Raw genomic sequence first — 23,448 nt, forward strand, 5'->3', positions numbered from 1 at the left:
GCGAAACTAGGTCTGATCCGGCTGGTCCGGCTTCTCGCCGGCCGTATCGGGCTTGGTGACGTCGGTGGTGGTGACGTCGGTTCCGGTGTCGCCGCCGGGCATAGGGATGCCGAGCACGTTGCGCTGCTGATGCTGCGCGGCTTCGCGGCGCCGATCCGCCTCGGCCGCCAACTGCAGTGCGGTACGCGACCACACCACGCGGGCCCAATGGAAAGTCAGCACGATCACGGCCAGCCAGCCGATGATCAGCCCGATTCCGGGGCCCGGATGGCCTGCAGCGGTCTGACGCGACCACACCGCAAGCATCCCGAGCGCACTTGCCACGGCCGAACCGGCCAGCGCGGTCCAGGCCAGCGCCCAGCGGCGAGTGATCAGCGCCAGGGTCGAGAACCCCACCGAGAACACCAGCGCCAACCAGGTGAACACCCGCGACGGCAGTGAGATGCCGTCGTTGATCGCCGTGGCGTCACCGACCAGGACGTCGAACCCCTTGGTGGAGCCCGTGTGCGGCAGCACGAACGACAGCAGTACCACGAACACCAGGATGGCCACGACCATCGCCCGCGGACCCGAGTCGAACTCGCGGGTGACCTTGCGTTCGACGGCAGCCAGGTCGTCCTTGAACCGGTCGAAGTCGCTTTCGTTGTTCAACAGCCACATCCTCCTGATGACGGCAGGGATTCCGGCGCACCGATCCGCGGCAACCCGAGACCGACGCCGGTACGCGGGCGCTGCCCCGCCTCGTGGGCGTCACCGGCGCGGGTGCGCCGATGGGTGGCCAACGGGGCGTCGGCGATCAGATGGTGCGGCGCGGCGCCGGTCACGGTCGTGGTGACGATGTCGCCGGGCCGGATCCGCTCCGCGTCGGCGCCGGGGCTGAAATGCACCAGCCTGCCGTCACGTGCCCGGCCCGACATGCGGGCGGTGCTGGCGTCCTTGCGGCCCTCGCCCGTGGCGACCAACAGTTCCACCGCCCGGCCGATCTGAGCTTGGTTCTCCTCCAGGGAAATTCGCTCCTGTAGCTCGATCAGCCGTTGATAGCGTTCGGTGACAACCGCTTTCGGCAACTGATCGGGCATCTCGCCGGCCGGGGTACCGGGCCGGATGGAGTACTGGAACGTGAACGCGGTGGCGAACCGCGACCGCTCCACGACGTCGAGCGTGGCCTGGAAGTCTTCCTCGGTCTCGCCCGGGAAGCCGACGATGAGGTCGGTGGTGATCGCGGCGTGCGGGATCGCGGCGCGGACCTTGTCGATGATGCCCAGGTAGCGCTCGGCCCGGTACGAGCGGCGCATTGCCTTGAGGATGCGGTCCGACCCGGACTGCAGCGGCATGTGCAGTGTCGGGCAGACGTTGGGGGTCTGCGCCATCGCCTCGATCACGTCGTCGGTGAACTCGGCCGGGTGCGGTGAGGTGAACCGCACCCGCTCCAACCCTTCGACCTGGCCGCAGGCGCGCAGCAGCTTGGCGAATGCACTGCGGTCGCGGGACACTTCGGACCAGTTCATCGGGTCCTCGCGCAAGCGCTCGTCCGCGGCAAAAGACACGCCGTAGGCGTTGACGTTCTGGCCCAGCAGGGTGACCTCGAGCACGCCCTGGGAGGCGAGGGTCTGTACCTCGGCCAGGATGTCCCCGGGGCGGCGGTCGACCTCCTTGCCGCGCAGCGACGGCACGATGCAGAACGTGCAGGTGTTGTTGCAGCCCACTGAGATCGACACCCATGCCGCATAGGCGGACTCCCGCGTCGCGGGCAGAGTGGACGGAAACTCCTGGAGCGCTTCGACGATCTCGACCTGGGCGGCGCGGTTGTGGCGGGCCCGCTCCAGCAGCGTGGGCAGTGACCCGATGTTGTGGGTGCCGAAGACCACGTCGACCCACGGGGCGCGGCGCAGGACCGCATCGCGGTCTTTCTGGGCCAGGCACCCGCCGACGGCGATCTGCATATTCGGATCGGCCTGTTTACGCGGAGCCAGGTGACTGAGATTGCCGTAGAGCTTGTTGTCGGCGTTCTCGCGCACCGCACAGGTGTTGAACACCACGATGTCGGCGTCGGCTCCGTCGGGGGCCCGCCGGTATCCGGCGTCCTCGAGTAGGCCCGACAGCCGCTCGGAGTCATGCACATTCATCTGGCAGCCGTAGGTGCGGACCTGATAGGTGCGTGCGCAGCCGAGGGCCGGGTCAGCCGATGCGTCCCGGTTCACCATCGTCGTCACGGCCTCAATGGTACGGAGCCCCCGGAAACGTTAACGCGGCGGATTCACGAGATCCGGGCAGGCAGGGCGTTCCCTGGGTAAGGTCACCTGCCATGGGTAGCCCCGGCGAGCAGCCGCAGGTCGACGACGCAGCAGCACCAGATGTGCCGATGATCTCACTGTCGGGAGTCAACAAACACTTCGGACCCCTGCATGTTCTCAACGACATCAACCTCGATGTGGCCCGCGGCCAGGTGGTGGTGGTGCTCGGCCCGTCAGGTTCTGGCAAGTCCACGTTGTGCCGCACCATCAACCGGCTGGAGACCATCGACTCCGGGCAGATCGCGATCGACGGTCAGGCGCTGCCGGCCGAGGGCCGAAAGTTGGCCCAACTGCGTTCGGATGTCGGCATGGTGTTCCAGTCCTTCAACCTGTTCGCGCACAAGACAATTCTGGAGAACGTCATGCTCGCACCGTTGAAGGTGCGCAGGAAGTCCAAGGCGCAGGCCCGCGAGAGCGCGATGGCCCTGCTGGATCGCGTCGGGGTGGCCAACCAGGCCGACAAGTACCCGGCTCAACTGTCGGGCGGTCAGCAGCAACGCGTCGCCATCGCGCGCTCACTGGCGATGAACCCGAAAGTCATGCTGTTCGACGAGCCCACCAGCGCACTCGATCCCGAGATGATCAACGAGGTTCTGGCCGTCATGACGTCGCTGGCCGGCGAGGGAATGACGATGGTGGTGGTCACCCACGAGATGGGCTTCGCCCGCCGGGCGTCTGACCGCGTGGTGTTCATGGCCGACGGCGCCATCGTCGAGGACTCACCACCAGCCGAGTTCTTCGACAACCCGAAATCGGACCGCGCAAAAGATTTTCTCGGCAAGATCCTTCACCACTGACGCTCCGCCGAAAGGAACCCGCAAATGCCCTCCGTGCCGTTCAAGTTGGTCGGTACCCTCGCGCTCGCGATCGCACTCCCCTTCACCGCGACCGCATGCGGCGGCGGTGGCGACTCCAGCAAGATCATCATCGGCAGCAAGTACGACCAGCCCGGCCTCGGCCAGAAGAAGCCTGACGGCACCATGTCCGGGTTCGACGTCGACGTGGCCAAGTATGTGGCGAACGAACTCGGCTACCCCGAGGACAAGATCGAGTGGAAGGAAGCCCCCTCGCCGCAGCGCGAGACGCTGATCCAGAACGGTCAGGTCGAATACATCGTCGGTACCTACTCGATCACCGATGCCCGCAAGGAGAAGGTCGACTTCGCCGGCCCGTACCTGCTGACCGGGCAGAGCCTCCTGGTCCGCGCCGACAACACCGACATCACCGGGGCAGCATCGCTGGAGAACAACAAGAAGCTGTGCTCGGTATCGGGATCCACCCCGGCGCAGAACATCAAGGACAAGTACCCGAAGGTGCAGCTGCAGCAGTTCGACACCTACTCGGCGTGCGTCGATGCGCTCAAGAACGGCATCATCGACGCGGTGACCACCGACGAGGTGATCCTGGCCGGCTTCGCCGCGCAGAGCCCGGGCACCTTCAAGATCGTCGGTGACACGTTCTCCGAGGAGCGTTACGGCATCGGCCTGAAGAAGGGCGACACCGAGCTGCGCAAGAAGATCAACGACGCGCTCGAGAAGATGGAGTCCAGCGGCGCCTGGAAGGAAGCGTTCGAGCGCAATCTCGCACCGGCCGGTATCCAGACCCCGGCGCCACCCGCCGTCGACCGAAACTGAGCCGGAGACAGCACACCGACCGTGGAGATTTTCGACGCACACCGCGACCAGATATTCGCGGCGTTCTGGACCACGATCCAGCTGACGGTGTACTCCGCGATCGGTGCGCTGATCCTGGGCACGGTGCTGGCCGCGATGCGGCTGGCACCGACGCCGGTGATGAACTGGCTGGGCACCACCTACGTGAATATCGTGCGCAACACACCGTTGACGCTGATCATCCTGTTCTGCTCGTTCGGGGTGGGCCAGACGCTGGGCATCACCCTGGTCGACCCTCATTCACCGACTTCGATCGCAGACAGCAACTTTCGTCTGGCCGTGCTCGGGTTGACCGTCTACACCGCGTCTTTCGTGTGTGAGACGGTGCGGTCCGGGGTCAACACGGTTCCGCTGGGCCAGGCCGAGGCGGCCCGCTCACTGGGCCTGAGTTTCGGCCAGAATCTGAGGATCATCCTGTTGCCACAGGCTTTTCGGTCGGTGATCATCCCGCTGGGATCGGTGCTCATCGCATTGGCGAAGAACACCACCATCGCCTCTGCGATCGGGGTGGCCGAGGCCGCACTCTTGATGAAGGAGATGATCGAGAACACCGCCGCCCTGTTGACGATCGGCGTGATCTTCGCGACCGGGTTCGTGATCCTGACCCTGCCACTGGGGCTGGTCTTCGGATGGTTGGGTAAGAGACTGGCGGTGGCCAGGTGATGAGCGCTTGCGCGAAGAACGGACAGACACAGTGAGCAGCGCATCGGTTCTCTTCGACGCACCCGGCCCACGGGCCCGAATCCGCAATCGTCTTCTCACCCTGCTGACTGTGGCCGTCGCTGCTGTGCTGCTGGGTTTCGTGATCTGGCGGATGTCGGCCAAGGGCCAGCTCACCAGTCAGAAGTGGGAGCCGTTCCTGACGGCCGACCTGTGGCAGACGTACGTCCTGCCCGGCGTGCAGGGCACGCTGACCGCCGCGGCGGTCTCCATCGTGTTGGCGTTGATCCTGGGTGTGCTGCTCGGGGTAGGCCGACTGACCCCGATTGCGCCGATCCGTTGGGCGTGCGCGGTGATCGTGGAGTTCTTCCGCGCGGTTCCCGTGCTGATCATGATGATCTTCGCGTATTTCCTGTTCGCCGTTTACGACGTGTTTCCGTCGAAGCAGCTGGCGCTCGCCGGTGTCATCACGGGGCTGACGCTCTACAACGGTGCCGTGATCGCCGAGATCGTACGGGCCGGCATCAATACCCTGCCCCGCGGTCAGCATGAGGCCGCCGCGTCGCTCGGCATGTCCTGGGGACAGACAATGCGGTTGATCCTGCTACCGCAGGCGGTCACCGCCATGCTGCCGGTCCTGGTATCCCAACTGGTGGTGGTACTCAAGGACACCGCGATCGGCTATCAGATCACCTTTGTCGAGATGGTGCGCCAAGGCACGGTCATCGGGTCGGCATACGGCAACTACCTCCCGGCGCTGATCGTTATCGCCATCTTGATGATCACGGTGAACTTCACGCTGTCCTGGTTCGCGACCTGGCTGGAACGGCGCCTGCGCCAATCTGCTCGCGGCCCCGCCCCGATGGAGGCCGAGGCCGTCGAACAGGAAGGTGCACCGGGCGCGCAGGTGCTGCACACACAACGCGATTGACGGGCTCAGACCTCGCCTTGATCGGACTGGGCGATACCGTCGCCGCCACCGGACGTAAAGACTGACCTACACCCGGCGGCGCTCCCGCTCGCCGGCTAGCTCGACGCTGACGACGTCGAAGGCCATCGACTGGTTGTAGCCGCGTCGCGCCAACATGCCGACGAGCCGACGCGTCACCTTCACATCGCCGTCATCGTCAGTGAGCCGCTCGCGACGCAGCTTGTCCCGAACCAACTGTTCGGCCCGTTGCCGTTCGGCCGCCGGATCCAGGTCAGCCAGCGCGGCGTCGATGACCTCCTTGTCGACGCCCTTCTTGCGAAGCTCGACGGCCAAGGCGCGCTTGCCTTTTCCTGAGTTGGCGTGCCGGGACCGCACCCACTGCTCGGCGAAGTCCTCGTCATTGATCAGCCCGACCTCGGTCAGCCTGCTGAGCACGGTGGCACTGAGGTGCTCGTCATAGCCCCGTTTGGTGAGCTGTTCGGTCAACTCGGCGCGGGTGCGGGCCCGCACGGTGAGCAGGCGCAGGCAGACATTCTTGGCCTGCTCCTCGCGTTTACGAGGATCCTCCGCCTGCTCCCCCTCGGGCTTACCCGACGGCTCAGAAGTCAACCGGGGCGGGAAGGACGTCATCAGCCTTCACCTCGGCGGTCACGACAGCACCGATACCGAGCTTTTCCTTGATCTTCTTCTCGATCTCGTTGGCGACATCGCCGTTCTCCAACATGAACTTCCGGGCGTTCTCCTTGCCCTGACCCAACTGCTCACCCTCATAGGTGAACCAGGATCCGGACTTGCGGATGAAGCCGTGCTCGACGCCCATGTCGATGAGCGAACCTTCGCGGCTGATGCCGTGGCCGTACAGGATGTCGAACTCAGCCTGCTTGAAGGGCGGCGAGACCTTGTTCTTGACAACCTTGACACGGGTCCGGTTACCGACCGCGTCGGTACCGTCCTTGAGCGTCTCGATACGACGAACGTCCAGACGGACCGAGGCGTAGAACTTCAAAGCCTTACCACCCGTGGTGGTTTCGGGTGAGCCGAACATCACACCGATCTTCTCGCGAAGCTGGTTGATGAAGATCGCGGTGGTACCCGAGTTGTTCAGCGCACCGGTCATCTTGCGAAGGGCCTGGCTCATCAGGCGGGCCTGCAGACCGACGTGGCTGTCACCCATCTCGCCTTCGATCTCGGCGCGGGGCACCAGCGCCGCCACCGAGTCGATCACGAGGATGTCCAGGGCGCCCGAGCGCACCAGCATGTCGGCGATCTCCAGCGCCTGCTCACCGGTATCGGGCTGACTCACCAGCAGCGAATCGGTGTCCACACCGAGCTTCTTGGCGTACTCGGGATCCAGGGCGTGCTCGGCGTCGATGAACGCCGCGATACCGCCGGCGGCCTGGGCGTTGGCCACCGCGTGCAGCGCCACAGTGGTCTTACCCGAGGATTCCGGGCCGTAGATCTCGACCACGCGGCCACGCGGCAGGCCGCCGATACCGAGTGCCACGTCCAGGGAAATCGAACCGGTGGGGATCACCGAGATCGGCTGGCGCACCTCCTCGCCGAGGCGCATCACCGAGCCTTTACCGAAGTTCTTGTCGATCTGGGCCATCGCCAGTTCGAGCGCTTTTTCGCGATCAGGGGCCTGTTGCGCCATGATGGTGCCTCTCCGAGTAGTCGTGCTGACCGGTGTTCCGATCGGTTGGCCGTGACGCTAAAGCAAGCCACCGACAACCTCGGTTTTCCAGCCGAACACCGCCCACACTAGACGAACATCTGTTCGATTCAAGAGGACACGCCGGAGATGGCCCCGGTCAGCGACGCCAGTTGGGAAAGTTGTCGAGATCCCGCAGCGTCATGACGAACCCGAATGCGCCAACGGCGATGGCCACGAAATATCCGAGAGCGGCCTGCCATCCAGCCAGAGTTGACGCGACCAACCAGCACAGCAGCACTGCTGCGATCACCAGCAGGACACCGTAGAGGGGCGTCCGCATCGGATGGTCACCGAGACCCATGACTCCGGTATACGCCGAAAATTCACATAGTGGAAGCCGGTCGGCTCACCGCGGATTCACCACAATTCGCGCGGGACATCGAAGTCGGCGCACAGCGCCCGCCACACATTGCGCGGGTCCACCCCGTCCTCGATGGCCTGTACGGCCGTGCGGCCGTCGAGAGCAGTGAGCACGTGGTCGACGAGCAGCGAACGACCCCGCATCTCGCCGAACTGGCCGTCTACGAGCTCATTGAATTCCGTCAACCGCACGAGCTCAAACCTACCCAGTTCCGGTGAGAGCGTCTTGGCACACCCGTACCGGATCTGCCACCTCGGCCAGCGAGGCGCCGGCGCGCTGCGCAGCCACCCGGTAGGAGGAAGACCCGAGCACGGTGCCGACCGCGGCCGTCAACGCCTCTCCGGACAGCGGCCGCACCAGCTGCGCACTACCTTGGCGCACAACACGATTGGCGATCTCCCACTGATCACCGCCGCCGGGCACCACCACCATCGGTACACCCGCGAGCAGCGCCTTGGACACCAGGCCGTGCCCGCCACCGCAGATCACCAGGTCGGCGTGCGACAACAACTCGTCCTGGCGGCCGAGGCCCACCGCCGCCCACGGGGGCACGTCGACATCGGCCCCGCCCAGCCGCGACACCACCACGCGGGCCCCTTCCGGCAGCGTCTGGCCCGGGCGCAACGAATCGAGAACCAGTTCGGCCATCCCCTGCGTCCCGGTGGTCGCGGTGGAGGGCGCCACCATCACGACCGGCCCCGAACCCGGCGGCACGGTCAGCACCGCGTCGGTCGGCTCGAAATGCAGCGGGCCCACCACCACGGCCTCGGCCGGCCAATCCGGACGGGGCACCTCCAATGCCGGCAGCGTGGCGATCAACCGGCGCAAGGGCCCGGGGTCCTGCGCGGGCAGGCCGATCGCGGCCCGCACCGCGGCCCGCTCAGCCAGCCCTGCCCGCACGGACCGTGCGGTCAGCGCCCGCATCACACCGTCGCGCAGTCGTCCCCGGATGCCGACACCGGCGGCCAGCCCGCTGCCGAGCGGCGGGAGCCCCTTCGACGGCAGGTACAGCGGGTGTGGGCTGAGCTCTACCCACGGCAACCCGAGCAGCTCGGCAGCCAGCCCGCCACAGGCGGTGATCACGTCGGAGACCACGAGATCCGGGTGCAGCTCCGCCAGCCCGGGGACGTTGAGCTGCGCCATCCGCCCGGCGCGCTGGTGGATCTTGGACCCGGCGTCGGCATCGTCGTCGACATCGGTCGGATCGAGACCGACGAGCTCCACCGCATCGATGCCGGCGGCCCGCGCGGTGTCGAGCCATTCCACCCCGGTCAGCAGCGTCGGGATATCGCCCGCAGCCAGGAACTTCAGGCACAACGCAAGGGCCGGGAAGGCATGTCCGGGATCGGGTCCGGCGACGACGGCTACGCGCACCGGCCTACCTTGCCACAGCCGTGCCCACTAGGCTTCGGGCATGTCTGACCAATCCACCACCGCAACGCAGACCCCGACCGCGACGGTCGAGACGTTCCTCAACGCGCTGCAGGAGCAGGACTTCGACACCGCCGAGAACGCGCTGGCGCAGAACCTCGTCTACCAGAACGTGGGCCTTCCGACCATCTACGGACGCCAACGTGCGATGAAGCTGTTCCGGTCGATGCAGGGCAAGACCGGATTCGAGGTGAAGATCCACCGGATCGCCGCCGACGGCGCCGCCGTGCTGACCGAACGCACCGATGCCCTGGTTTTCGGGCCGGTACGCCTGCAGTTCTGGGTATGCGGTGTTTTCGAGGTGCACGAAGGCCGAATCACCCTCTGGCGGGACTACTTCGACTTCTTGGACATGTTCAAGGCAACTCTGCGTGGCTTGGCCGGCGCGGTCGTGCCGTCGCTGCGTAGCTCGATGTAGCGATTCAGGCGCGGCGCAGCTGACCGAGCTCGTCGAACGCCTGCGCCCAGCCCACCAGACGATCGGTGGCGCTGGTCAGTTCGTTGCGGTAGCGCTGTTGCGACAGTGGCGACGCCGCGGCCTGACCACTGTTCACCGTTGACACGAGTTGCGCTGCGGCAGTGACCATCTCGTTGTACTGCCGCACGCCCTGGCCGAGCTGGGCGGCGAACGCGTTGATGGTGGGCACCAGATGCTGGCGCGACTGCGGAGCATTGCTGATCGCGCGCTCCATCGAGACCACCTCGGTGGCGGTGGCCGCCATCGTCCGCGCGGTCTGGTTGGCCACCGAGGTCAACTCCCGCAGTTCGCCGGCGGGCAGAACCCGCCCGCGCTCCAGCACGCCGAGTAGCGAGAACATCCCCCGCTCAGAAGCCATCAGCGCCGCCATGGGCTGACGGGCCGCCGAGCCCCAGGGCGGCAGCCGGCGTCCCGAGGCCGGCCGCTCCGCCGGGAGCGGCTCGGCACGCAGCCACCGGTAGCGCAACCAGAACAGCGTCGCCGGGAACGCCGCGCCCGCCGCGATCGTGCCGGTGATGATCAGGCCCCAGACCGGTGTGCTCCACGACGCCAGCAGCGCCGTCACCAGCACCCAGAACCCACTCGAAAGGGTGAAGAACACCCCGAAGCGCAACGCCCACCGCCGCTTGCGCAGCAGCTTTGCGCGCGGATCGGCGGCAGCGCTGAGCTTTTCGGTGAGGGCCCCGGACAGGTCTGCCGCGGTGTCAATCCCCCGTTGCACCAACGACTTCCAGGCGTCGGGTCGACCGGTCTTGGTAGCCATGATCTGGGACACTCGAATCTCTACTGGCCGAGCGGGTTTTCAGGGGTGGCAGGGGTTTGGTTGGCCGCCGGGGAGGCCGGTGTGGCCGGGGAGGCACCGCCGCTGGGCAGGGAATCACCGCGCATCGACGCCCGGATCTGCTCGAGGCGGGAATGGCCGGCCATCTGGACGCTGGCCTGCTGCACCTCCATCATGCGGCCCTGCACCGAGTTCTGCGCGAGCTCGGCCTCGCCCATGGCGTTGGCGTAGCGGCGTTCGATCTTCTGGCGCACTTCGTCGAGGCTCGGGGTGTTACCCGGCGCGGCGACCTCACTCATCGACCGCAGCGAGGAACTGACCTGCTCCTGCATCTTGGCCTGCTCCAGCTGCGACAACAGCTTGGTGCGCTCGGCGATCTTCTGCTGCAGCATCATCGCGTTCTGCTCGACGGCCTTCTTGGCCTGGCCGGCAGCCTGCAGGGCCTGGTCGTGCAGACCCTTGAGGTCCTCGACGCTCTGCTCGCTGGTGACGAGCTGGGCGGCGAATGCTTCGGCGGCGTTGGTGTACTCGGTGGCCTTGGCCGCGTCACCGGCAGCTGTGGCCTGGTCGGCCAGGTTCAGCGCCTGCCGGACGTTGACCTGCAGCTTCTCGATGTCGGCGAGCTGGCGGCTGAGCCGCATCTCCAGCTGGCGCTGGTTGCCGATGACCTGCGCGGCCTGCTGGGTGAGCGCCTGGTGCTGACGTTGCGCGTCCTCGATGGCCTGCTGGATCTGCACCTTCGGGTCGGCGTATTCGTCAACCTTGGAGCTGAACAGCGCCATCAGGTACTTCCACGCCTTGACGAACGGATTGGCCATGGGTTCGTTCCGCCTTATCTGTCGGGCTTGTCTGCCAGGCCCCTAATCGGGCCATGTCGTTCAGGTTGCCGCAATTCCTCTGATGCCAACTTATCGGTTCTGGACATGCAGCCACAGCCCCGCAGCCTGTTCGTCTGGGCGTTTTGCGAAAATTCGCGCCTCCGGCACGAACAGCACAATCAGGCCGGCGTCGAAACCGCACTCATGTCACGCAACGGCCATCGACACGACCTGCGGAATGACCACCTTGGTCGCGGCATCGATGTGGGCGAGATGGGCGTGCGCCGGCACCTCAACCGCTGCGGATGCGTGTTCGCGCTCGGCCAGGTTCTCACCCGCATCGGTGAGCACCTGCGACAGCGGGACATCCAGCGCGTCGCAGATGGCGCTGAGCAGCTCGCTGGAGGCCTCCTTGCGGCCCCGCTCGACTTCGGAGAGATACCCGAGGCTGACCCGGGCCGAGTCGGACACTTCACGCAACGTCCGTCCCTGTTCGGTGCGGGCGTGACGCAGCACGTCGCCGATCACCTCACGCAGCAATGCCGTCATCGTGCCCTCCTTCGACTGGCGGGTCGCAAGTCCGCTTACTGACCAACGCCGCGGAACACCGCATGGTTCCCGAAAGGTCCGGCTGCTGAATGTGGCTACTGGTTCTCGACCAGGAAACGCAGCCGGGCGATCGCCGCGTCGACGGCGGCGCGGCGGATGTCCCAGCGCGAGCCGGACAGGGACAGCTCGACTACCTCGGTATCGACCGGCCCGGCCAGCCCGATGAACACCTTGCCCACCGGGTGTCCGCCGTGTGGCTCCGGGCCGGCCACGCCCGTGAGGCCGACGCCCCACGTAGCTGCGCAACGCTGCCTGGCGCCGACGGCCAGTGCCCGCGCCGTGGGCGCCGCGACCGGGCCCACCGCGTCCAGCACCTGCGGAGCCACTCCTGCCAGCCAGATCTTGGTGTCCTCGTTGTAGGTGATCAGTCCGCCCTGCAGGACCGCGCTGGCACCGGTGACGCCGGCCAGCGTCGCCGCGAGCAGTCCGCCGGTCAGCGACTCGGCGGTCGCCACGCTCTGTGAACGCACCGTCAGGTCGGCGACCAGCACCCTGGCGTCGTCACTGAGCAGCGGATCGTCCACGGGAATCCCTGATCGCGGATATGACGTAATCGGCGCCGGTGAGCACGGTCAGCACCACAGCGGCCCACATGATCACCCAGGCCACGTCGAGCCAGATGTCGGGCCACGAATGCAGCGGCAGCACGAACAGCCCGATCGCCACGGCCTGCACCAGGGTCTTGAGCTTGCCACCGCGACTGGCCGGGATCACCCCGTGACGGAGCACCGCGAATCGCAGCACAGTGATTCCGATCTCACGGGTCAACACCACCGCGGTGATCCACCACGGCAGGTCGTGAAGCATCGACAGGCCGATCAGCGCCGCCCCGATCAGCGCCTTGTCGGCGATCGGGTCGGCCAGGGTGCCGAATTCGGTGATCATGCCGTAGCTGCGGGCCAACGCGCCATCGAGATGGTCGGTGATCACCGCCACCGTGAACACCGTGAAAGCGGCGATCCGCCAGACGGATTCATGACCGTCGCCGACGAACAGGAATACGAGGAAGACCGGAACGAGCACCATCCGTACACCGGTGAGCACGTTGGCGAGGTTGGCCACGCGCGCACGCGGGACCACCGGATCGGTTGAAGGTTGGCCCGGCACCGCAACAGAATATCGGTTGCCGTAACGGATACTCTTGCGCCTGTGACCCCAGGCAGTGCCGAGCCGGCCCCGCACCCCGTGGTTCGCCGCGCCAGCACGTCCGATGTCCCGGCCATCAAGAGCTTGGTTGACGTCTACGCCGGCAGGATCCTGTTGGAGAAGAACCTGGTCACGCTGTACGAGGCGGTCCAGGAATTCTGGGTCGCCGAACTCGACGGCGAACTCGTCGGATGCGGTGCGCTCCATGTGCTGTGGGCCGATCTGGGCGAGGTGCGCACCGTGGCGGTACATCCGAAAGTCCGCGGCACCGGCGTCGGGCACGTTCTGGTCGAGCGGCTGCTCGACGTCGCGCGCGATCTGCATCTGAGCCGCATCTTCGTGCTGACCTTCGAAGTCGACTTCTTCGGCAAACACGGATTCGAGGAGATCGACGGGACTCCGGTGACCGCCGAGGTGTACGAGGAGATGTGCCGCTCGTACGACACCGGCGTGGCGGAGTTCCTCGACCTGTCCTACGTCAAGCCCAATACCTTGGGCAACACCCGAATGCTGTTGACGCTCTAGGCGATTTGTGGAGTCTTACCCGTACTGGTCACGGGTAGGACTCCACAAATCCCGGGCTAGAACTCGTCCGGATCGTCGTCGGCATCGGCACCGTTGGCGTCGGCCCCGCCGCGGATCAACGCCAGCGTGCCGGCCAGCTCGTCGGGCTTGACGAGCACCTCGCGCGCCTTCGAGCCCTCGGACGGCCCGACGATCTGGCGCGTCTCCATCAGGTCCATCAACCGGCCCGCTTTGGCGAACCCGACCCGCAGCTTGCGCTGCAGCATCGAGGTGGAACCGAATTGCGAGGACACCACCAGTTCGACGGCCTGCAGGAGGACGTCCATGTCGTCGCCGATGTCGGGGTCGACGTCCTTGCGTTCCCCGGCCTTCACGGCGGTGACGCCCTCGACGAACTCCGGCTCGGCCTGGGTCTTGGTGGCCTCGACGACGGCGTGGATCTCCTCGTCGGTGATGAAAGCGCCCTGCATGCGCTTGGGCTTGTTGGCGCCCATCGGCAGGAACAGGCCGTCGCCCATGCCGATCAGCTTCTCGGCGCCCGGCTGGTCCAGGATGACGCGGGAGTCGGTGAGCGACGAGGTGGCGAAGGCCAGCCGCGAGGGCACATTGGTCTTGATCAGACCGGTGACGACGTCCACCGACGGTCGCTGGGTTGCCAGCACCAGGTGGATACCGGCGGCGCGGGCCTTCTGGGTGATCCGCACGATGGCGTCCTCGACGTCACGCGGCGCGGTCATCATCAGGTCGGCGAGCTCGTCGACGACCGCGAGGATGTACGGGTAAGGCTTGTAGACCCGCTCACTGCCGAGCGGGGTGCTGATCTCCCCGGAACGCACCTTGTCGTTGAAGTCGTTGATGTGACGCACCCGGGACGCCTTCATGTCCTGGTAGCGCTGTTCCATCTCCTCGACCAGCCAGGCCAGCGCTGCCGCAGCCTTCTTGGGCTCGGTGATGATCGGCGTGATGAGGTGCGGAATGCCTTCGTAGGGCGTGAGTTCCACCATCTTAGGGTCGATCAGGATCATCCTGACCTCTTCCGGGGTGGCCCGTGCCAGCAGTGAGACCAGCATCGAGTTGACGAAGCTGGACTTACCCGAACCGGTGGAACCGGCCACCAGCAGGTGCGGCATCTTTGCCAGGTTGGCCGAGACGAAGTCGCCCTCGATGTCTTTGCCCAGCCCGATGACCAACGGGTGGTGATCGCGCCTTGTCGAGGCTGCGGTCAGCACGTCGGCCAGCCTGACCATCTCGCGGTCGGTGTTGGGCACCTCGATGCCGACGGCGGACTTGCCGGGGATCGGCGCGAGCATGCGGACGCTCTCGGTAGCCACCGCGTAGGCGATGTTGCGCTGCAGGGCAGTGATCTTCTCGACCTTGACACCCGGGCCGAGCTCGACTTCGTAACGGGTGACGGTGGGCCCGCGCGTGCAGCCGGTGACGGCGGCGTCGACCTTGAACTGGTCCAATACCGAGGTGATGGAGTCGGCCATCTGATCGTTGGCGGCGGTGCGCAGTTTCGGTGGATCACCGGCGATCAGCAGATCCAGCGAGGGCAGCATGTAGGGCCCCTCGACCACCCGGTCCATCACCAGGGTGTCGTCGGGTTTGGGCTTCGGCTCCGATTTGGCTTCAGCCTTCTTGCGCCGGGATTTGACCGCGGGCTCGGGGACGGTGGGCGCGTCCTCGACCAACGGGTAGTTGTCCAACGGCGTGCCGGTCGGAGCCTTGGGTGCCTCGATGGCGGCTGTCGGCCAGGTCTGAGCCTGCGTGTCACCGCGTGCGGTGTCGTCGTCGTAGTAGCCGTCGGACAGGTCGTCGTAGCCGTCCTCGTCATCGAATTCGTCGACGTAATCGCCGTCGTATTCGTCGTCGTAGTCATCGTCGTGGAACGCCCGCGTGCTGAACATGGTCCGCAGGGTCGAGGGCACCTCGCGGATCGTCGTGCCGGTGACGAGCAACAGACCGAACAGCGCGCCCATGAACAGCAGGGGCGCGGCGATCCACTCGGTCAGGCCGTCCGAGAGGGGCCCGCCGATGGCAAAGCCGACGAATCCGGCGGCGTGCTGACGAGCGATGGGATCCTGCGGCGATCCCGACCACAGGTGCCACAGGCCGAGCAACGGCAGCGCGATCATTGCCGATCCCAGGATCAGCCGGGGTCGCGACTCCGGATCCGGCTCGGTGCGCATCAGGACGACGGCGACGGCACCCAGGACGACGGGAACCAGGACAACCGGGCCTCCGATGAGGGTGCGCAGCGCCGTGTCGATCCACTGCCCCACCGGACCGGCCGCGTGGAACCACGAACTCGCGGCGACGACGACCGCGATTCCGAGCAGTGCCAATGCCAGGCCGTCCCGACAATGTCCGGGTTCGATATCACGGGCGCGGCCCACCGAACGGGCGGTCGAACCGGCGCCCTTGGCGAGCATCAGCCAACCCGCGCGGGCTCCCTGACCGAGCTTCTGTCCGGCGGCGGAAACAGGTGAGGCCTGTGGCCGGCGTGCGGGCTTGCGCCGTGGCGCTGCCGGGCGGCCCTTACGGGCCGGCGCCTGACGCCGCGAACCGCCCCGCGAGCTGGCGTTCGACCTGCTCGAACGCGGTCCGGATCGGCCGGCGGTCTTGTTAGCCATGCCCGCAAGCCTAGTCGCATATGCCCCACAATCACCATCTGCCACACGGGTCACAAGACGGTATCGAATGACACTTAGCCATACGAACCGAATCCACCGGCCCATCGCTTAAGGTGGACACTCGTCCAGTTTCGGCACTCATCGAGGAGTTCTGCACCTATGCCTGTTGTCGTCGTCGCCACCATGAAGGCCAAGCCCGAGTCCGTCGACGCCGTGCGCGAGGCCTGCACCAACGCCGTCGCGACCGTGCACGACGAGCCAGGCTGCCAGCTGTATTCACTGCACGAGTCCGACGGCACGTTCGTCTTCGTCGAGCAGTGGGCCGACGCCGATGCCCTCAAGACCCACAGCACCGCGCCGGCCATCGGCACGCTGTTCGGCTCGATCGGCGAGCTGCTCGACGGCGCTCCCGATATCAAAATGTTGCAGCCCGTCGTCGCCGGTGACCCGGCCAAGGGCCAGTTGCGCGCCTAATGAGCAGCGAGGCTCCCCTGGCCGGGAAGGTCGCATTCATCACGGGCGCCGCGCGCGGCCAGGGTCGGGCCGAGGCTCTGCGGCTGGCCACCGACGGGGCCGACATCATCGCGATCGATCTGTGCGAACAGATCGAGTCGGTGCCCTATCCCCTGGCCACACCCGATGATCTGGCTGCCACGGTCAAGCTCGTCGAGGACGCGGGTGGCCGGATCATCGCGCTGCAGGCCGATGTCCGTGACGAGCAAGCCCTAGGGGCGGCGCTACAGACAGGTGTGGACCAGCTCGGCCGGCTCGACATCGTCGTCGCCAATGCCGGGATCGCGCCGATGCAGTCGGGCCCCGACGGCTGGCGCGACGTCATCGACGTCAACCTGTCGGGTGTGCACCACACCGTCGAGGCGGCGATTCCGATCATGGTCTCCCAGGGTGACGGCGGGTCGATCGTATTGATCAGTTCGGCGGCCGGACTGATCGGTGTGGGTGGCGGCGACCGCGGCTCGCTGGGTTACACCGCAGCGAAGCACGGTGTGGTCGGACTGATGCGGGCCTACGCCAATTTCCTTGCTCCACACAGTATTCGGGTCAACACAATCCACCCCACCGGGGTGGACACCCCGATGATCAACAACGAGTTCACCCGTGGGTGGCTGAAACACATCGCCGAGGAGTTGAACGCGCCGACCGATTTCAGCAATGCCCTACCGGTGCAGGTCATCCAATCGGAAGACGTTGCGAATGCGGTGGCCTGGCTGGTGTCCGATCAGGCGCGCTACATCACCGGCGTGACACTTCCGGTGGACGCCGGCATCGTCAACAAACGATGAGCAACCCCGTCGCCGCAACCGCACTCGGCCCGATGGTGCTGGCCGCCGTCGAGCAATACGAACCGGTGCAGCAACGGCTCGTCGACGACGACATGGCGTTGTCCTTCCTGCCGGCCGGGCTGCGCGCGTTCACCCGGACCACACGCTGGTCAGTTGCCCGCAGGCTTCTGATCCTGGCCACCGAGCGCTCCGGCCCGGGACTGTGGGCGAATCTGACCGGCCGCAAGCGATACATCGGGGACAAGCTCACGCAGGCGCTGCCCGATATCGACGCCGTGGTGATTCTCGGCGCAGGCCTGGACACCAAGGCTTACCGGCTGGCACGGCACAGTGCGATGCCAGTGTTCGAGGTGGACCTGCCCGTCAACATCGAGCGCAAACGCTCGGTGGTGCACAGCGCGCTGGGAGCCGTGCCGGACTCGGTACACCTGGTGCCGGTGGATTTCGAACGCGACGATCTGGCGGCCGAACTCGAGCGGCACGGCCACCGCGGTGAACACCGCACCTTCTTCGTCTGGGAAGGCGTGACTCAGTATCTGAGCGCCGACGGCGTCGAGGCGACGTTCCAGTTCCTTCGTTCGGCAGCGCCGGGCAGCCGATTGGCATTCACCTACGTCCGCAGCGATTTCATCGACGGCACCAACCGCTACGGGGCCGAATCGCTGTATCGCCGGTTCCGCGTTCGGAGCCAACTGTGGCAGTTCGGGTTGGACCCAGACCGGGTGGCAGGGTTCATCGAGCCCTACGGTTGGCAGTTGATCGAGCAGGCCGGGCCCGATTACCTCACCGAGCACTACATTTCGCCATCTGGCCGGAAGCTGACCGCCTCGCAGGTGGAATGGACCGCTTACGCCGAAAAGCGTTAGCAGGCCAGAGCGTCGAGTTCAGCGGCATCAGAACCGGCCAGTCTCCGGTGCATGGCCCTGGCGATGCGGCCGGCCTGGAGCTTGGCCCGCTCGGCATGCGGGCCCTCGAAGAGCTCGTCGACGGTATCGGTCCACAGGGTCAGCCAGCGCACGAAATGCTGTGCCGCCAGCGGATGACGAGCATGCAGTTCACGATGAACAGTCAGGGCGCTGCCCCGGTAGAGCCCGGCACGGAACAGCACGGTCTCCCAGAAGTCGCCCATGACCGGGATGTGGGACCGCAGCCCTTTGGCGCGCAGCTCGGCGAACGGCTCGGCAAGCACGGGGTCGGACAGCGCCTTGCTGTAGAACCGCCACAGCAACAGCTCCACGTCGTCGCGTCCTGCCAGGTCTTCAGCCATCGGACGGACCCCTTTCCAGGCGGTGACACATAGTTTTTACAATTAATTCTTGTATAAACTCTAGCCGTGATCACCGCGCCGATCCACCTCGGATCGATGCAGGGACTTTTGGAAAGCTGGCAGGCGCCCGCCGACAGGAAACCGGCCGAGCAGTCGGCCCACTGGGAGGTATGTGATGAACGCCGGTTTGGCCGTGGCGGTTGCAATCGCCTTCTGCTGGCTGGGCATGGTGCTGGCGATCTCGTTCCTCGAGGCGCCGCTGAAGTTCGGTGCCCCGGGTGTGACGCTACAGATCGGACTCGGCATCGGACGCAGGGTTTTCCGCGCGCTCAACGCGGTGGAGACCGCATTCGCCGTCGTCATCATCGTGACCTTCGCCATGCACCGCCCGTCGGCAGCGGTGATCGCGGCCTTCGCAGTTGCCATCGCGGCACTGGCGGTGCAATTGATCGCGGTGCGGCCCAAGCTGATTCAGCGGTCCGACGCCGTGCTGGCCCTCGCCCCGGGCGAAGAGGCGGCGCCACGTTCGCACGCGCACTACTACTACGTCGGGTTCGAGCTCATCAAGGCGATCGCACTACTGGTCGGCGGGGTCCTGCTACTGGCCGGCTGACTCCGGGCTGGGCGTATTTACCTGGACCACAACACCGTTCGTATACGGCCGGTGCGGGTCGCGCGGATTCGTCTCGGGAAGTATCAGGCGCCACCCCTTGTCCGGGTTCTTGTCCCGGGCCACCAGGAACCCACCCCGGGCGCCCGGGCCGGCGAGTTCGTCGGCACTGCGAATCGGACCGTCTGCGAACAGACCGCCGGCCTGAGCCTGCCCCGCCGGGTCCGCGGCTGACCGCGCGAGCCAGGTGGCGATCGCGTCGTGGACATACGCCGCCTGCGCGTCGGACAGCCGGGTGTCGATCAGGATCGCGGCTTTGGCATCGGGGAAACCCGCCCGGTACACGTCACACAGCACGCCACCCTGCATCACCCGGTCGTAGAAGCGCCGCATCAGGACGGACGGCATGAGCCTCGACCCCACCAGGACAGTGGCAAGCGCCACCACGAAGACGATGGTGACGATTGTGTCGGGTCCGTGCTCTCGGACGACGACCGCATACAGCGCCCAAGGGAACATGAGCGCGCACAAGACGCCACCTACGACGAGCAGATATCGAAGAAAGTAGGGGTACTCCACAGCACGCTTGATCTCTTCCGCCGAACTGTGCGGGGGCATCGGACGACGTCGTGCGAATGGCACCTCAGGTGCGGGGCGGCTCACCTCCCCAATCTAACCGCACCGGCAGATGGCTCAGCGCACCAATTCGGCTAGATCTCGATGACGGTCGGAACGATCATCGGCTGGCGCCGGTAGGTCTCGCCCACCCACTTGCCCACGGTGCGCCGGACAGCCTGGGCGATTCGGGTCGGGTCGGTGATGTTATCTGCGGCAAGGGTTTCCAGCTCCCGCTCGACATTGCGGGCGACTGACTCCAGCGCCTTCGGATCCTCGGAGAATCCACGGGAAGACAGATGGGCCGGCGCGGCGGGCTTTCCGGTTTCACGGTGCACGACCACTGTCACCGCCACGAAACCCGAAGACAGGATGAGGCGTTCACCGAGCGTGGCGTCGCCGACATCCCCCGTCACCAATCCGTCGACGAACATCTTGCCGACGGTCACCGCGCCGGAGATCGACGCCTTACCCGCCACCAGGTCCACACTCACACCGTTCTCAGCCAGGACGATGTTCTCCGGCGGCACCCCGGTACTGGCGGCCAGCGCCGCGTTGGCGCGCATGTGACGCCAGGTGCCGTGCACCGGCATTACATTGCGTGGCCGCACCCCGTTGTAGAGGAACAGCAGCTCACCTGCGTAGGCGTGGCCGGAAACATGAACGCGCGCTTGGGCATTGGTGACGACACGAGCACCGATCTTGGCCAGCGCGTCGATGACGCCGTAGACCGCTTCCTCATTACCCGGAATCAGCGATGAGGACAGGATGATCAGATCGCCCGCCGTCAGCGTGATGCTGCGATGCTCGCCGCGCGACATCCGCGACAGCGCGGCCATCGGCTCACCCTGGGTACCGGTGGTGATCAGGACGACCTTCTCGGCCGGCATCATCTCCGCCGCGCCGATGTCGAGGATGTCGGCATCGGTCACCCGTAGGAGGCCGAGCTCACGGGCGATACCCATGTTGCGCACCATCGAGCGCCCGACGAACGAGACCCGTCGACCCAACGCCACCGCGGCGTCGACGATCTGTTGCACGCGATCGACGTTCGAAGCAAAGCAGGCCACGATCACGCGGCCCTCGGCACCGCGGATCAGCCGGTGCAGTGTCGGACCGACCTCACTCTCGGACGGGCTGACGCCCGGGTGTTCGGAATTGGTCGAGTCACACAGGAAAAGGTCGACGCCGGCGTCACCGAGCCGGGACATGCCGGGCAGGTCCGTAGGGCGGCCGTCGAGCGGTTGCTGGTCGAGCTTGATGTCTCCGGTGTGCAGGACGGTGCCGGCGCCGGTGTGGATCGCGACGGCCAAGCATCCCGGGATGGAGTGGTTGACCGCAAAGTACTCGCATTCGAAGACGCCGTGCTGGCTGCTCTGCCGCTCGGCGACCTCGACGAACACCGGTTTGATGCGGTGCTCGCGGCACTTCTCCCGGATCAGCGCGATGGTGAACTTCGAGCCGACCACCGGAATGTCCGGACGCTGCTTGAGCAGGAACGGGATCGCCCCGATGTGGTCCTCGTGGGCGTGGGTGACGACGAGTGCCTCGACATCGTCGAGCCGGTTCTCCACGTGACGCAGGTCCGGCAGGATCAGGTCGACACCGGGTTCGTCGTGTCCCGGGAAGAGCACCCCGCAGTCCACGATCAGCAATTTGCCCAGGTGCTCGAACACCGTCATGTTGCGGCCGATTTCACTGATTCCACCCAGCGCGGTAACTCGCAGACCGCCGGGGACCAGTGGCTTGGGGGGCGCGAGTTCGGTGCTCACTATCGCAACACCGCCGCCGCACGCATATCGATAGCCAGCGCCTCGATTTCAGCGGGCGTGGCTGGGATCTGCGGCAGCCGTGGCACGCCGGCGTCGAATCCCTGCAACCGCAGGCCCTCCTTGGACATGGTGACCCCGCCCAGGTGGGCCTGGGCACGGGCCAGTGGGGCCAGTGAGAGGTTGATCTTGCGGGCCGTCGCGATGTCACCGGAGTTGAACGCGGTCAACATGTCTCGCAACTGACCTGCGGCCAGATGCCCCCAGACGCTGACGAAACCGACCGCACCCATGGCCAGCCAGGGCAGGTTCAAAGTGTCGTCACCGGAGTAGTACGCCAACCCGGTCTCGGCGAGGATCTGGCCACCGCCGTGCAAATCGCCCTTGGCGTCCTTGACGCCCACGATGTTCGGGTGCGCGGCCAAAATGCGGATGGTCTCCCAGGCGATCGGGATCGAGGATCTCGGTGGAATGTCGTAGAGCAGGTTCGGCAGATCGGTGGCGTCGGCGACCGCATTGAAGTGCGCGACGAGACCGGCCTGCGGAGGACGTGAGTAGTACGGCGTCACCACGAGCAGACCGTGTGCCCCCTCGGCTGCGGAGGCCTTGGCCAGGTGCACGCTGTGCGCGGTGTCATAGCTGCCTGCTCCGGCGACGATGCGGGCCCGGTCCCCCACGGCCTCCAGCACGGCGCGCAGAAGCGCCAGCTTCTCGTCGTCGGTGGTGGTGGGCGATTCGCCCGTGGTACCCGAGAGCACAAGACCATCGCAGCCGGCGTCGACCAGGCGATTGGCCAGGCGAGCGGCAGTTTCGAGATCGAGCGAACCGTCGGGCTTGAACGGAGTTGCCATTGCGGTCAACACCGTGCCCAACTGGGCTGTTACATCGATTCCGCTCGTGCTCACGCGCCAAGATTACCCCGGGTCGATCGGACCTCCGTCGCGGTGTTGACCGGCCACTCCGTCAAGCCTCCGTGGCCAAAGGCGACGTTGCCACCTCACTGCCGTCCGCGAGCGTCGAAATCTCGAAATCGGAGAACACCGCTGGGGCCGCTTCGACGAGCTCACGCAGGCACGCGATCGCCAGCCTGCGGATCTCCACATCGGCATGTTCGCTGGCCCGCATCGCGATGAAGTGGCGCCAGGCGCGGTAGTTGCCGGTGACCACGATGCGGGTCTCGGTGGCGTTGGGCAGCACCGCGCGGGCGGCTTGCCGGGCCTGCTTGCGACGCAGGACAGCGTTGGGCTGGTCTGCGAACTTGGCTTCCAGCCGTGCCAGCAGGTCGATGTAGGTCGCGCGGCTGGCATCGACGGCAGCGGTGAAGAGCTCCACCAATTCCGGGTCGTCCTCGAACCCGGGCGGAACCACCACCTCGGCGTCGTTCTCCGGGACGTAGCGCTGGGAAAGCTGCGAGTAGGAGAAGTGCCGGTGCCGGATGAGTTCGTGGGTGGCAGACCGGGAGATGCCCCTGATGTAGAAGGACACCGACGCGTGTTCGAGGACCGAGAAATGGCCGACGTCGATGATGTGGCGGATGTAGCTCGCGTTGGTCGCCGTCCGGGGATTGGGCTTCGACCAACTCTGGTAACAGGCCCGGCCCGCGAACTCGGTGAGCGCGGGCCCGCCCGCGGCATCGGTGCTCCACGGCACGTCCGGCGGTGCCTGGAATTCCGTCTGGGCGATCAGCTGCACGCGCAGCGGCGCGATCTCGGCCACTCGCCCACCCTACTGTCGAGCCGTTTGCAGCGGCATGGCAGCGCGCCGACATCTACGCCAGGGCTGTTGGTCGGCCGGCGCCACGACCCCGCTGCAGAAATCGGCAACCGTTCGAC

At 66.2% G+C, this 23,448-nt stretch carries 28 protein-coding genes; 10 read left to right on the forward strand and 18 right to left on the reverse strand.

Going from position 1 to position 23,448, the window contains the following annotated elements; translation table 11 throughout:
• Nucleotides 1-6 precede the first annotated feature (6 nt).
• Together ACZY08_RS16750 and miaB are read right to left on the reverse strand one after the other, a co-directional pair.
• Complete coding sequence (locus ACZY08_RS16750; RefSeq protein WP_463745550.1) at nucleotides 7-660, reverse strand: Rv2732c family membrane protein; 654 nt, start codon at nucleotides 658-660, stop codon at nucleotides 7-9.
• Entirely contained in the window at nucleotides 648-2,204 is a 1,557-nt protein-coding gene (miaB, locus tag ACZY08_RS16755; RefSeq protein ID WP_463745970.1) for a tRNA (N6-isopentenyl adenosine(37)-C2)-methylthiotransferase MiaB, read from the reverse strand. Before miaB ends, ACZY08_RS16750 begins: the two co-directional genes overlap by 13 nt.
• A 158-nt stretch (nucleotides 2,205-2,362) precedes the next feature.
• Here miaB and ACZY08_RS16760 point away from each other — a divergent pair, with 158 nt between their 5' ends.
• Genes ACZY08_RS16760 through ACZY08_RS16775 form a run of 4 tightly spaced genes read left to right on the forward strand, consistent with a single transcriptional unit; the run spans nucleotide 2,363 to nucleotide 5,558 of the window.
• Nucleotides 2,363-3,091: an amino acid ABC transporter ATP-binding protein gene (locus tag ACZY08_RS16760; protein WP_463745969.1), complete on the forward strand. Its 729-nt coding sequence runs from the start codon at nucleotides 2,363-2,365 to the stop codon at nucleotides 3,089-3,091.
• A 24-nt stretch (nucleotides 3,092-3,115) separates the two neighbouring features.
• On the forward strand, nucleotides 3,116-3,928 hold the full coding sequence (locus ACZY08_RS16765; RefSeq protein WP_463745549.1) for a glutamate ABC transporter substrate-binding protein: 813 nt from the start codon (nucleotides 3,116-3,118) through the stop codon (nucleotides 3,926-3,928).
• 21 nt (nucleotides 3,929-3,949) lie between these two features.
• A complete protein-coding gene (locus ACZY08_RS16770; protein ID WP_463745548.1) occupies nucleotides 3,950-4,630 on the forward strand; it encodes an amino acid ABC transporter permease in 681 nt (226 codons plus the stop codon).
• Nucleotides 4,631-4,661: 31 nt separating this feature from the next.
• The gene (locus ACZY08_RS16775; protein WP_463745547.1) at nucleotides 4,662-5,558 is read left to right on the forward strand and encodes an amino acid ABC transporter permease; all 897 of its coding nucleotides are present in this window, start codon (nucleotides 4,662-4,664) and stop codon (nucleotides 5,556-5,558) included.
• Nucleotides 5,559-5,624: 66 nt separating this feature from the next.
• Here the strand turns inward: ACZY08_RS16775 and recX are convergent, their stop codons facing one another.
• The 5 genes from recX to ACZY08_RS16800 form a co-directional block, all read right to left on the reverse strand.
• Nucleotides 5,625-6,188 (reverse strand): recombination regulator RecX, encoded by a 564-nt coding sequence (gene recX / locus ACZY08_RS16780; protein WP_463745546.1) that lies wholly within the window; start codon nucleotides 6,186-6,188, stop codon nucleotides 5,625-5,627.
• Nucleotides 6,157-7,212 carry a recombinase RecA gene (gene recA / locus ACZY08_RS16785; protein ID WP_463745545.1) on the reverse strand — a complete coding sequence of 352 codons (1,056 nt, stop codon included), beginning with the start codon at nucleotides 7,210-7,212 and terminating at the stop codon, nucleotides 6,157-6,159. Before recA ends, recX begins: the two co-directional genes overlap by 32 nt.
• A gap of 157 nt (nucleotides 7,213-7,369) precedes the next feature.
• Entirely contained in the window at nucleotides 7,370-7,573 is a 204-nt protein-coding gene (locus ACZY08_RS16790; protein WP_463745544.1) for a hypothetical protein, read from the reverse strand.
• A gap of 56 nt (nucleotides 7,574-7,629) precedes the next feature.
• Entirely contained in the window at nucleotides 7,630-7,824 is a 195-nt protein-coding gene (locus ACZY08_RS16795; RefSeq protein WP_463745543.1) for a DUF3046 domain-containing protein, read from the reverse strand.
• 10 nt (nucleotides 7,825-7,834) lie between these two features.
• Complete coding sequence (locus ACZY08_RS16800; protein ID WP_463745542.1) at nucleotides 7,835-9,007, reverse strand: glycosyltransferase; 1,173 nt, start codon at nucleotides 9,005-9,007, stop codon at nucleotides 7,835-7,837.
• A 40-nt stretch (nucleotides 9,008-9,047) separates the two neighbouring features.
• Between ACZY08_RS16800 and ACZY08_RS16805 the strand changes: the two genes are divergently transcribed.
• Complete coding sequence (locus tag ACZY08_RS16805; RefSeq protein WP_463745541.1) at nucleotides 9,048-9,482, forward strand: limonene-1,2-epoxide hydrolase family protein; 435 nt, start codon at nucleotides 9,048-9,050, stop codon at nucleotides 9,480-9,482.
• Between the two features lie 4 nt (nucleotides 9,483-9,486).
• Here ACZY08_RS16805 and pspM read toward each other — a convergent pair whose 3' ends face one another.
• The 5 genes from pspM to pgsA all read right to left on the reverse strand — a co-directional run bounded on the left by pspM (nucleotide 9,487) and on the right by pgsA (nucleotide 12,857).
• Entirely contained in the window at nucleotides 9,487-10,305 is an 819-nt protein-coding gene (gene pspM, locus ACZY08_RS16810; RefSeq protein WP_463745540.1) for a phage shock envelope stress response protein PspM, read from the reverse strand.
• A 20-nt stretch (nucleotides 10,306-10,325) separates the two neighbouring features.
• Entirely contained in the window at nucleotides 10,326-11,141 is an 816-nt protein-coding gene (pspA, locus tag ACZY08_RS16815; RefSeq protein WP_463745539.1) for a phage shock protein PspA, read from the reverse strand.
• Between the two features lie 207 nt (nucleotides 11,142-11,348).
• Nucleotides 11,349-11,690, reverse strand: a complete 342-nt coding sequence (clgR, locus tag ACZY08_RS16820; protein ID WP_463745538.1) for a transcriptional regulator ClgR — start codon at nucleotides 11,688-11,690, stop codon at nucleotides 11,349-11,351.
• A gap of 95 nt (nucleotides 11,691-11,785) precedes the next feature.
• The gene (locus ACZY08_RS16825) at nucleotides 11,786-12,274 is read right to left on the reverse strand and encodes a CinA family protein (protein ID WP_463745537.1); all 489 of its coding nucleotides are present in this window, start codon (nucleotides 12,272-12,274) and stop codon (nucleotides 11,786-11,788) included.
• Nucleotides 12,252-12,857, reverse strand: coding sequence for a CDP-diacylglycerol--glycerol-3-phosphate 3-phosphatidyltransferase (pgsA, locus tag ACZY08_RS16830; RefSeq protein ID WP_463745536.1), 606 nt, complete (start codon nucleotides 12,855-12,857; stop codon nucleotides 12,252-12,254). Before pgsA ends, ACZY08_RS16825 begins: the two co-directional genes overlap by 23 nt.
• Before the next feature lie 42 nt (nucleotides 12,858-12,899).
• Here pgsA and ACZY08_RS16835 point away from each other — a divergent pair, with 42 nt between their 5' ends.
• Nucleotides 12,900-13,421 carry an amino-acid N-acetyltransferase gene (locus ACZY08_RS16835; RefSeq protein WP_463745535.1) on the forward strand — a complete coding sequence of 174 codons (522 nt, stop codon included), beginning with the start codon at nucleotides 12,900-12,902 and terminating at the stop codon, nucleotides 13,419-13,421.
• Between the two features lie 56 nt (nucleotides 13,422-13,477).
• Here ACZY08_RS16835 and ACZY08_RS16840 read toward each other — a convergent pair whose 3' ends face one another.
• Entirely contained in the window at nucleotides 13,478-16,054 is a 2,577-nt protein-coding gene (locus tag ACZY08_RS16840) for a DNA translocase FtsK (protein WP_463745534.1), read from the reverse strand.
• Between the two features lie 159 nt (nucleotides 16,055-16,213).
• Here ACZY08_RS16840 and ACZY08_RS16845 point away from each other — a divergent pair, with 159 nt between their 5' ends.
• From ACZY08_RS16845 to ACZY08_RS16855, 3 genes are read left to right on the forward strand one after another with little or no spacing between them, the layout of a single operon-like run.
• Nucleotides 16,214-16,528 (forward strand): putative quinol monooxygenase, encoded by a 315-nt coding sequence (locus ACZY08_RS16845; protein WP_463745533.1) that lies wholly within the window; start codon nucleotides 16,214-16,216, stop codon nucleotides 16,526-16,528.
• Complete coding sequence (locus tag ACZY08_RS16850; protein ID WP_463745532.1) at nucleotides 16,528-17,355, forward strand: mycofactocin-coupled SDR family oxidoreductase; 828 nt, start codon at nucleotides 16,528-16,530, stop codon at nucleotides 17,353-17,355. The genes ACZY08_RS16845 and ACZY08_RS16850 overlap by 1 nt, the downstream gene beginning before the upstream one ends.
• On the forward strand, nucleotides 17,352-18,221 hold the full coding sequence (locus tag ACZY08_RS16855; RefSeq protein WP_463745531.1) for an SAM-dependent methyltransferase: 870 nt from the start codon (nucleotides 17,352-17,354) through the stop codon (nucleotides 18,219-18,221). Before ACZY08_RS16850 ends, ACZY08_RS16855 begins: the two co-directional genes overlap by 4 nt.
• On the opposite strand, the gene ACZY08_RS16860 is transcribed toward ACZY08_RS16855, so the two are convergent.
• Nucleotides 18,218-18,622 (reverse strand): group III truncated hemoglobin, encoded by a 405-nt coding sequence (locus ACZY08_RS16860; protein ID WP_463745530.1) that lies wholly within the window; start codon nucleotides 18,620-18,622, stop codon nucleotides 18,218-18,220. The two genes, ACZY08_RS16855 and ACZY08_RS16860, sit on opposite strands and share 4 nt — an antisense overlap.
• A gap of 175 nt (nucleotides 18,623-18,797) precedes the next feature.
• Between ACZY08_RS16860 and ACZY08_RS16865 the strand changes: the two genes are divergently transcribed.
• On the forward strand, nucleotides 18,798-19,235 hold the full coding sequence (locus tag ACZY08_RS16865; RefSeq protein WP_463745529.1) for a hypothetical protein: 438 nt from the start codon (nucleotides 18,798-18,800) through the stop codon (nucleotides 19,233-19,235).
• On the opposite strand, the gene ACZY08_RS16870 is transcribed toward ACZY08_RS16865, so the two are convergent.
• Genes ACZY08_RS16870 through thyX form a run of 4 tightly spaced genes read right to left on the reverse strand, consistent with a single transcriptional unit; the run spans nucleotide 19,221 to nucleotide 23,332 of the window.
• On the reverse strand, nucleotides 19,221-19,895 hold the full coding sequence (locus tag ACZY08_RS16870; protein ID WP_463745528.1) for a hypothetical protein: 675 nt from the start codon (nucleotides 19,893-19,895) through the stop codon (nucleotides 19,221-19,223). The genes ACZY08_RS16865 and ACZY08_RS16870 overlap by 15 nt on opposite strands.
• 47 nt (nucleotides 19,896-19,942) lie before the next feature.
• Nucleotides 19,943-21,619, reverse strand: a complete 1,677-nt coding sequence (locus ACZY08_RS16875) for a ribonuclease J (RefSeq protein WP_463745527.1) — start codon at nucleotides 21,617-21,619, stop codon at nucleotides 19,943-19,945.
• The gene (gene dapA, locus ACZY08_RS16880) at nucleotides 21,619-22,521 is read right to left on the reverse strand and encodes a 4-hydroxy-tetrahydrodipicolinate synthase (RefSeq protein WP_463745526.1); all 903 of its coding nucleotides are present in this window, start codon (nucleotides 22,519-22,521) and stop codon (nucleotides 21,619-21,621) included. The genes ACZY08_RS16875 and dapA overlap by 1 nt, the downstream gene beginning before the upstream one ends.
• Before the next feature lie 58 nt (nucleotides 22,522-22,579).
• Entirely contained in the window at nucleotides 22,580-23,332 is a 753-nt protein-coding gene (thyX, locus tag ACZY08_RS16885; protein ID WP_463745525.1) for an FAD-dependent thymidylate synthase, read from the reverse strand.
• Between the last annotated feature and the right edge of the window lie 116 nt (nucleotides 23,333-23,448).

The organism is Mycobacterium sp. IDUB_9, from assembly GCF_055419505.1.